Here is an 8620-nt window from a genome sequence, read left to right as displayed (position 1 = left end):
GTTGATAGGCCAGATGTGGAAGCCCGGTAACGGGTGGAGCTGACTGGTACTAATAGGCCGAGGGCTTGTCCTCAGTTGCTCGCGTCCACTGTGTTAGTTCTGAAATAACGAACAACCGTGTTTTCATCCGGTTCTGTTCAATTTCATAGTGTTTCGGTGGTCATAGCGTTAGGGAAACGCCCGGTTACATTCCGAACCCGGAAGCTAAGCCTTTCAGCGCCGATGGTACTGCAGGGGGGACCCTGTGGGAGAGTAGGACGCCGCCGAACTTATTTTATGGGGAACCCCCGCACCTTTGGTGCGGGGGTTTTCTGCGTTCCAGGGCCAATGGCTGCTGAAGTGGCGGGGGCGCTCGTCGTACGTCACCATGCGGGCAATGGCGGCCGACGGGATCGGAGGGAGTGCACATGCCGGTCGTGGGACGTGTGGCGGCGGTGGTTCTTCTGCTGGTGGCCGGCTGTCTCGGCCTTCCGTCGGGCGTCGCCGGGGCTGCTGACAGCGGTGGCAACGGGCTTGCGGTCACCGTGACGCTCTCCTCCCTCAGTCCTGCTGTGCCGGTCGACGGAGGGACCGTGACCGTCAAGGGGAGCGTGCAGAACACCGCTGCCTCTGCGGTGACGGGGCTGCAGGTAGGGGTCCGGATGGGGGAGGGGAAGCCCCTTTCCGGGCGTAAGGGAATTGCGGACGTCGCCGGGCGCAGTAAGCCGGTGAGTGCGGACGGGAATGAGATTTCCGGGCATCTCGATGATGTCGGGGATGTGGCGGCCGGGAAGAGTGCCGACTTCAGCCTGGCTGTTCCGGTGAGTGCGCTGGGACTGGACAAGGCCGGGGTGTACGAGTTCGCCGTGGATGCCCAGGGGACTCCGGACGGGGCGCAGAAGGCGGAGACGGTGGGGATCACGCGGACTTTTCTGCCCTGGTATCCCAGTGGCAGCAGTGCCGTTGCCACTTCGGTGAGCGCGGTGTGGCCGCTCACCGCCACCCCGCACATCAATGCCTGGTCGATGGCGGTCGGGGACGAGGGTGAGGCGGTGTTCAGCGACGACTCGCTCGCCGATGACCTCGGGGACGGCGGGCGGCTCGACGCGGCGGTGCAGGCCGCGGACGATCTGCCGGTCACCTGGGTGGTCGACCCTGAGCTGCTGGCCGAGGCGAGTGCCATGGCGGACGGGTATCGCGTTGCCTCCTCGCCCGATGATTCCGGGCAGCAGGCGGTGCAGGACAACACTGCGGGGAGCGGGCGGAACGCGGCTTCCTCCTGGCTGAAGCGGTTGAAGAGCGCGGTGAGCGGCGGGGATGTGGTGTCGCTGGCGTACGGGGATCCGGATCTGGCGTCGGTCGCCCATCACGGGGCGGGTGTGGACGGGCTCACGGATCTGATGCAGCAGGCGAGGACCGACGGGGTCGCGGAGGTCAAGGACGCGCTGGAGGTGACTCCGGACACGGGGGTCGCCTGGCCTGCCGACGGCAGGGTCGATACGGAGATCGTGCGGCTGGCGAAATCGCTTGGGGAGAGCGCGGTCGTGACGTCGAGCTCGCAGGTGTCCGGGGGCGGGCCGGTGCGGGCCACCAGTGCGGGGAGCACCGCTCTGGTCGCCGATTCCACGCTGGGTGGCGTACTGGCCGGCGATTCCGGTCAGGTGGCGATCGAGCAGCGGGTGCTGGCCGAGACCCTCGCTGTCACGCTGGCCTCGCCGAAGGATCGTGCGGGGCTGTTCGTGGTGCCGCCCCGGCAGGTTTCGGGGGATGCGGTGAAGGCCCTCGGTGCGGCGCTGGGGGCTGCGCAGGACGCGGGGTGGGTCAAGGGGGTGACCTTGGATCAGTTGCGTACGGACATGGCCGCCCCGGCAGCGGAGATCGCGGTGCCGGCGGCATCCGCCTATCCCGCCTCCGAGTCGGCCGACGAGATCTCCGCCGGGCAACTGCAGAGTCTGGTGGAGCAGAAAGCGCGGCTGGCGAGCCTGCTGCCGCTGCTCACGGCGCCTGATCGGGTGGAGCAGCAGACGGCGGCGGCGATGGCGTCCGGGCTCTCCACCGCCTGGCGGGCCGACCAGAGCAAGGGTGATGCGTACCGGGAAGGGCTGGCCGACTCGATCACGGCGTCCCTCGGGGCGGTGCATCTGGTGCAGAAGTCCAAGATCACGCTGTCCGGGGACAGCGGGAAGCTGCAGGTCTCCATCGACAACGGGCTGCAGCAGAAAGCGCAGGGGCTGGTCCTGAAGGTCACCTCGCAGGCGCCGATGCTGGAGATCGGGGAGGTGCCCGAACTGGCGCTCACGGCTGCGGCGGTGAGCACCGTGTCGGTGCCGGTCGACGCGCGCAGCAACGGTCAGGCGCAGGTGACGGCGCAGCTGTACCGGACCGACACCGGGAAGGCCTGGGGGGATCCGGTCACCTTCACCGTCGAGGTGACCTCCATCCAGACCGGGGCCCTGTGGGTGGTCGGGGGCGGTGTGGTGCTGATGCTCGTCGCGGTGGGGCGGATCGCCTGGGTGCGGAGAAAGAAGAAGGGGAAGGACGGAGAGGGGACCGCTACACCGCGATGACCTTGACGCCCGCTTCCTCGAAGCGCTGCGTGGTGTCCCGGTCGATGCCGGTGTCGGTGACCAGGGTGTCGACCTGGTCCGTCGTGCAGATGCGGGCGAAGGCGCGCTGGCCGAGCTTGGTGGAGTCGGCGGCGACGATGACGCGCTCCGCGCGCTCGCACAGCAGGCGGTTGATGCCTGCCTCGTCCTCGTGGTGGGCGGCCGCGCCGTGGGTGACGTCGAAGCCGTTCACGCCGAGGACCGCGGTGTCCATGGTGATCTGGGAGAGGACTCCGTCGGCGAGCGGGCCGATGAGTTCGTAACTCTGGGGGCGGGCCACTCCGCCGGTGACGACGATCTTGAACTGGGGGCGGATCGCGAGCTCGTTGGCGATGTTCAGGGCATTGGTGACGATGGTCAACGCCGGGGTGCCGGAGGCGAGTTCGGGGCGTACGGCCAGTGCGCGGGCGACCTCTGTGGTGGTCGTGCCGCCGGTGAGGCCCACTGCCTCGCCTGGGATGACGAGCGCTGCCACGGCCTCGGCGATGCGCTGTTTCTCGGAGGCCCGGCGGGCTGTCTTGTAGCGCAGCGGGAGTTCATAGCTGACGCCGTGCACGACGGCACCGCCCCTGGTCCGTACGAGCATCTGCTGCTGCGCGAGCTGGTCGAAGTCGCGCCGGATGGTGGCGGCGGACACGTCCAGTGCGGTCGCGGCTTCCTCTACGTCCAGGCGGCCCTGCTCGACGAGCAGCTCCAGGAGGGCCTTCCAGCGTGCGTCACGTGACATGGGACGACCTTAGCCCAGAGATTGATGCTTGATTCTGCTTGGAAGTGCGCAGTATCTTGCAGAAACAAGCATTGAGCTGAGGGGTGGAAATCGGCGTGAGCCATGTCCTGGATGAGTTGAACAGTCAGCCCGAGTGCTGGGAGCGGGCTGCCGCGCTGGCGGTCGAGCACGCGGACGCGCTGCCTGCGGCGGGTGAGCGGGTCGCGATCGTCGGGTGCGGTACCTCCTTCTTCATGGCGCAGGCCGTCGCCGTGCTGCGCGAGGAGGCCGGGCTCGGGGAGACCGACGCCTTTGCCGCTTCGGAGTTCCCGTACGGGCGCAGTTACGACCGCGTGATCGCGCTGACCCGGTCGGGGACCACGACCGAAGTCCTTGAGCTGCTAGGGAAAGTGCGCGGCAAGACGCGGACGCTCGCCATCACCGGCGACCCCAAGACGCCGGTCATGGACGCGGCGGACGATGTCGTCGTCATGGAGTTCGCGGACGAGAAGTCCGTCGTGCAGACCCGGTTCGCCACGACCGCGCTCACGCTGCTCCGGGCCCACCTGGGTCTGCACAGCGACGTGGTCGTCGCCGACGCGCGGACCGCGCTCGCCGAGCCGCTGCCCGAAGGGCTCGTGGAGTGCGCGCAGTTCACCTTCCTCGGGCGCGGGTGGAGCGTGGGGCTCGCGCAGGAGGCCGGGCTGAAGATGCGGGAGGCCTCGCTGTCGTGGACCGAGGCGTACCCGGCGATGGAGTACCGGCACGGGCCGATCAGCATCACCACCGACGGGACCGCGACCCTGATGTTCGGCGAGGCTCCCGAGGGGCTCGCCGAGCAGGTCGGTGCGACCGGCGGGATGTGGGTGGCCGGCGGGCTCGACCCGCTGGCCGAGCTCGTACGGGCGCAGCGGCTCGCCGTTGCCGTCGCCGATCGCAAGGGGCTCGACCCGGACCTGCCGCGTCACCTGACGCGCTCCGTCATCCTCGACGAGGGCTGAGCCGATGCCGCTGGTGGGGAGCGGGGAGCTCGTTGCCGCCGCGGCCGCCCGCAAGGGGGCCGTCGCCGCGTTCAACGTCATCACGCTGGAGCATGTCGAGGCGGTGATCGCGGGGGCCGAGGCCGTCGGGTCGCCGGTCATCCTGCAGATCAGCGAGAACGCGGTGAAGTACCGGCACGGACAGCTGGAGCCGCTGGCCCGCGCCGCCGCGGAGGCCGCGCGGCTGGCCGGGGTGGAGGTGGCGCTGCACCTGGACCATGTGAAGAGCGACGCGCTGCTTCGGCAGGCCGCGGCCGCCGGGTTCAGCTCGGTGATGTACGACGCCGCGCACCTTCCGTACGAGGAGAACCTGGCCGCCACCCGGGCCGCAGCCGACTGGGCGCACGCCCAAGGGCTGTGGATCGAGGCGGAGTTGGGCGAGGTCGGCGGCAAGGACGGGGCCGCGGCGCTGGATGCGCACGCACCCGGGGCGCGTACCGACCCCGAGGAGGCGCGGGCCTTCGTCGCCGCGTCGGGTGTCGATGCGCTGGCCGTCGCGGTGGGCAGTTCGCATGCGATGACCTCGCGGACCGCCGTACTCGACCATGAGCTGCTCGGGCGGTTGCACGGTGCGCTGGACGTGCCGTTGGTGCTGCACGGTTCCTCCGGGGTGCCGGACGGCGAGCTGTCCGCGGCGGTGCGGGGCGGGATCGCGAAGGTCAACATCGGAACCGCGCTGAACATCGCGATGACCGGGGCGATACGCCAGGTGCTCGCCGACCGTCCGGAGGCGGTCGACTCGCGCAAGTACCTCACGGCCGGGCGGCAGGCGATGGCGGAGACCGTCAGTGCGCTGATCGGGGTGCTGGGCGGCGCGTCCGTCGTCCCCGCGTCCCGGTCCGCCGTGTGACCGCCGGAATCAGGGTGCCGGCCGCCGCCGCGGCCGTCACCGTCAGCGCGATCACGGCGTAGTCGGCCGGCGGCAGGTACGGGAGCGTGCCCGCCGCCGTCAGGCCGAAGGCCATGAGCGGTACGGCGGCCACCACGGTGCCGATGACCAGGCCCGCGGTGGTGATGAGCGCCGTCTCCAGGGCGAGCATCCGGGCGACCTGGCGGCGGCCCGCGCCGACCAGGCGCAGCAGGTCCAGTTCGCGGCGGCGGCCGATCGTGATCAGGGCGAGGGTCGATACCACCGCGAGGACCGTGAAGCCGCCGATCACGCCCACACCGATCACCAGCATGTTCTTCTGGTCGGGCTCGGGGGTGGGGCGGACGTCCGCGCCCGTGGCGGGTGCGAGGTGCAGGCCCGTGTACGGGGAGAGCGCCGCCTGTACGGCTGCCGCGGCCTTCGGCGAGTCCACGGCGACGAGGACACGGCTGTCGCGGGGAGCCGTGACATGGACCGCCAGCTGGTCGTGCGGGAGCAGGAAGTCGCCCACGCCCAGGGCGCGTTCGTAGGTCGCGACGACGTGGAGGCGGGCCTTGGTGCCGTCGCCGTAACGGAGTTCGACCGTGTCGCCCGGCTCGACGCCGAGGCTCTCCGCGCGGTCCTTGCCGACCGCGACCGTGTCCGGGCCCGTGAGGCGGCCGAGGTCGCCCGCCGTGACATCCGGGTCGAGCATGCTCGTGAGGTGGCCGGGCGTCACGCCCTGGACCGGGTAGCGGGTCAGTGCCGGATCGCCCGCCTCGCGGTGCGCGATGACGACGGTGCTGTGCAGGCTGCCGGTCGCCGCCGTGACGCCGGGGGTGTTCCGTACCGCTTCGGCCACGGAGGCAGGGATGCCGGCCGGAGGGCCGCTGACCGCGATGTCCGCTCGTACGGACGCTGCCGCCTGGGCCTCGGAGGCCCGGTCGATGGTCGCGCCGGACGACAGCTGTACGCAGATGAACGCGACGACCAGCGCGATGGGTGTCAGCGCGGCGCCGAGGCGGCGGGCGTGACCTGTGAGAGCCGAGGCCGCCAGGTAGCCGGAGGGGCCGCTCATGCGGCGCAGCGGGGCGCCCAGGACGCGGGTCGCGACGCGGGCGATGGACGGGCCGAGGAGCGCGACCGCGATGATCAGGGTCAGCGCGGAGGCCGAGACGGCTGCCGCCGCGGCCTGGCCGCCCTGCACCGTGGCCGTACCCGCCGCGGCGAATCCGGCGACCGCAAGGACCAGTCCCAGGCCGGAACGGACCTTGCCCGGCGCGGAGGCTTCGGGTGCGGAGGCCGTACGCATCGCCTCGGCGGGGCGGGCACTGGTCGCTTTGCGGGCCGCGAGAGCGGCGACGGGGCGGGCCGCGGCCATCACGAGCGCGGCGGCGGCCACCGGGGCGAGCACCAGCACGGCGGCCGGTGCGGGCAGCGGCAGCGCGTCCGTGGTGAGCAGCGAGCGCAGGAACAGGCCGAGGGGCACGGCACCGGCGATGCCGGCGCAGACCGCGAACCTGGACACCCGGGTCACCTCGCGGCCCACGGCGGAACGGAGTTGGCGCGGGGTGGCGCCCACGGCCCGCAGCAGGGCGAGTTCGCGGGAGCGCTGGTGGACGGCCTGGGAGATCGTCGTGGCGATGACCAGCAGCGCCACCATCAGGACGGTTCCGCCGATCGAGCCGAGGAGTTGGAGCTGCTCGGAGCGTGCGCCCGCGGAGTCCAGGTGTTCGGCGAGGCCGCGTCCTTCGCCGGTGAGGACGCGTACGGAGTGGTCGGGGAGCGCGGCACGCACGGAGTCGTACAGCGCGTCGGTGCTCACGCCCGGCTCTGCGATGACGCCGATCGCGTCGAGGGCGGTGGGGTGGCCGGTGAGGGCGCTCAGCTGACGGTCCGTGAAAAAGGCGCTGGGGGTGCCTGGTTGGGTGGTCTCGGCGAGGCCGGAGACCTTGTAGGGGCGGGCGGGGCCGTCCGTCTGGAGCCAGACGGTGGAGCCGGGGCGCAGAGGGGCGGTGGAGGAGGTCCTGCGGTCCGCGGGCGTGGTGCCTGCGGGGGGCATGCCCGCCGAAGCAGTCAGCCTGGTGTCCAGGACCACCTCGTCGGGGGCCGTCGGGGCGTGACCCGATGTCAGTTTGTACGGGGTGAGTTCCGCGGCGGACCAGGCGCGGCCCGTGGCCGTACCGGCCGAACCGGCTTCGAGCGCAAGGGTGTTGTCCGGTATCGCCTTCGCCACGCCGTCCGCCGCGCGCACCTTCGCCAGGACCGAGGTGTCCAGTCGGGACCTCTCCGGGAGGTAGGCCGAGACTGTTGTGGGCTCGCTGCCCCAGGGCTTGGCGGTGTACTTCACCTGCTGGTCGGCGGCGACCACCGCGTCGGCCGCACCGAGCCGCTCCACCGGCGGGTGCGCGAAGAGCAGCGTGCCGATGACCATGGCGAAGGCGCCGAGCAGCGCGCCCGCCGCGGCGATCGCGACGAACACCGCGCTCCAGGACCTGCGGTGGGACTTCAGGGAGCGGATGGCCAGGAACGCCGAGGCGCGGCGCATGCCTCTGCTGCCGGCGGTGGGGTCCGGCGCTGTCGTGGGTGACTTCTTCATCGCAGCTTCCCCGCGTCCATCGTCAGAACCGTGTCCGCCCAGCTCGCCGCCGTCGGATCGTGGGTGACCATCACCACCGCGCGGCCGTCGGCGTACGCCGCGTCCCGCAACAGGCTCAGTACGAGGACTGCCGACTCCGGGTCGAGCGAGGCCGTCGGCTCGTCCGCGAAGATCACGTCCGGCTCGGTGACCAGGGCCCGTGCCACCGCGACCCGCTGCTGCTGACCGCCCGAGAGCTGCGCGGGCGCGGACCCGGCGCGGTCGCCGAGGCCGACCCGGGCCAGCAGGCGCCGACCGCGGGACCGTACCGCGTCGGATGTCGGGTCGGCGCCCGCCAGGATCAGGGGCAGGACGACGTTCTCCTCGACCGTGAGCGAGGTGACGAGGTTGAGGGCGTGCGACTGGAACACGAAACCGACACGGTCCCTGCGCAGCCGCGTCAGCGAGGCCTCCTTCAGGCCGCCGAGGTCGGTGCCCCCGATCCGTACCGTGCCCGACGTCGGCCGGTCCAGGCCCGCCGCGCACTGCAGGAACGTGGACTTGCCGGAGCCCGAGGGGCCCACCACCGCGGTGAAGCTGCCGCCGGGCACCGTGCAGCTGACCCCGTCGAGCGCCGCAGTCCCCGGGCCGCTGCCGTGGCCGTAGATCCTGCTCACTGTGTCCAGTGTCAGCATGGTGCACCGCTCTCTCGTTCGTACTCGTCCGTAAATGCCGCTTGACCTGCATAAACCGTAGGAGCGGAGGGCGGGTCGGGACGAGGGTGCGCGCTCCCGAAGCGGGGTGCAGCCTGCACCACCATCGACTGGGGGGAGTGCTGCACCGCGGGCCCGTGGGCGCTCCCCG

Annotated in this window: 6 protein-coding genes and 2 rRNA genes; 5 read left to right on the top strand and 3 right to left on the bottom strand. The window is 71.4% G+C overall.

Annotated elements, in window-relative coordinates; all coding sequences use genetic code 11:
• The 3 genes from AB0H78_RS08100 to AB0H78_RS08090 all read left to right on the top strand — a co-directional run.
• Positions 1-73 (top strand): 23S ribosomal RNA (locus AB0H78_RS08100); the annotation flags it as partial.
• Positions 74-152: 79 nt separating this feature from the next.
• Positions 153-269 (top strand): 5S ribosomal RNA (rrf, locus tag AB0H78_RS08095).
• A gap of 138 nt (positions 270-407) precedes the next feature.
• Positions 408-2546 (top strand): hypothetical protein, encoded by a 2139-nt coding sequence (locus AB0H78_RS08090; RefSeq protein ID WP_363233418.1) that lies wholly within the window; start codon positions 408-410, stop codon positions 2544-2546.
• On the opposite strand, the gene AB0H78_RS08085 is transcribed toward AB0H78_RS08090, so the two are convergent.
• Complete coding sequence (locus tag AB0H78_RS08085) at positions 2533-3312, bottom strand: DeoR/GlpR family DNA-binding transcription regulator (protein ID WP_363233417.1); 780 nt, start codon at positions 3310-3312, stop codon at positions 2533-2535. The two genes, AB0H78_RS08090 and AB0H78_RS08085, sit on opposite strands and share 14 nt — an antisense overlap.
• Before the next feature lie 95 nt (positions 3313-3407).
• Between AB0H78_RS08085 and AB0H78_RS08080 the strand changes: the two genes are divergently transcribed.
• Entirely contained in the window at positions 3408-4292 is an 885-nt protein-coding gene (locus AB0H78_RS08080) for an SIS domain-containing protein (protein ID WP_363233416.1), read from the top strand.
• A gap of 4 nt (positions 4293-4296) precedes the next feature.
• The gene (locus AB0H78_RS08075; protein ID WP_363233415.1) at positions 4297-5181 is read left to right on the top strand and encodes a class II fructose-bisphosphate aldolase; all 885 of its coding nucleotides are present in this window, start codon (positions 4297-4299) and stop codon (positions 5179-5181) included.
• Here AB0H78_RS08075 and AB0H78_RS08070 read toward each other — a convergent pair.
• Both AB0H78_RS08070 and AB0H78_RS08065 read right to left on the bottom strand, forming a co-directional pair.
• Positions 5117-7777 (bottom strand): FtsX-like permease family protein, encoded by a 2661-nt coding sequence (locus AB0H78_RS08070; protein ID WP_363233414.1) that lies wholly within the window; start codon positions 7775-7777, stop codon positions 5117-5119. The two genes, AB0H78_RS08075 and AB0H78_RS08070, sit on opposite strands and share 65 nt — an antisense overlap.
• Positions 7774-8451, bottom strand: coding sequence for an ABC transporter ATP-binding protein (locus tag AB0H78_RS08065; RefSeq protein WP_363233413.1), 678 nt, complete (start codon positions 8449-8451; stop codon positions 7774-7776). The genes AB0H78_RS08070 and AB0H78_RS08065 overlap by 4 nt, the downstream gene beginning before the upstream one ends.
• Positions 8452-8620: the final 169 nt, after the last annotated feature.

Origin of the sequence: Streptomyces sp. NPDC050738, assembly GCF_040654175.1 — a bacterium.
In the GTDB taxonomy this organism is placed as follows: domain Bacteria; phylum Actinomycetota; class Actinomycetes; order Streptomycetales; family Streptomycetaceae; genus Streptomyces.
This window is presented reverse-complemented; position numbering and strand designations above follow the sequence as displayed.

Coding starts and splice junctions, on each gene's coding strand:
- AB0H78_RS08090 (WP_363233418.1), top strand. CDS start 408: ATGCCGGTCGTGGGACGTGTGGCGGCGGTGGTTCTTCTGCTGGTGGCC.
- AB0H78_RS08085 (WP_363233417.1), bottom strand. CDS start 3,312: ATGTCACGTGACGCACGCTGGAAGGCCCTCCTGGAGCTGCTCGTCGAG.
- AB0H78_RS08075 (WP_363233415.1), top strand. CDS start 4,297: ATGCCGCTGGTGGGGAGCGGGGAGCTCGTTGCCGCCGCGGCCGCCCGC.
- AB0H78_RS08070 (WP_363233414.1), bottom strand. CDS start 7,777: ATGAAGAAGTCACCCACGACAGCGCCGGACCCCACCGCCGGCAGCAGA.
- AB0H78_RS08065 (WP_363233413.1), bottom strand. CDS start 8,451: ATGCTGACACTGGACACAGTGAGCAGGATCTACGGCCACGGCAGCGGC.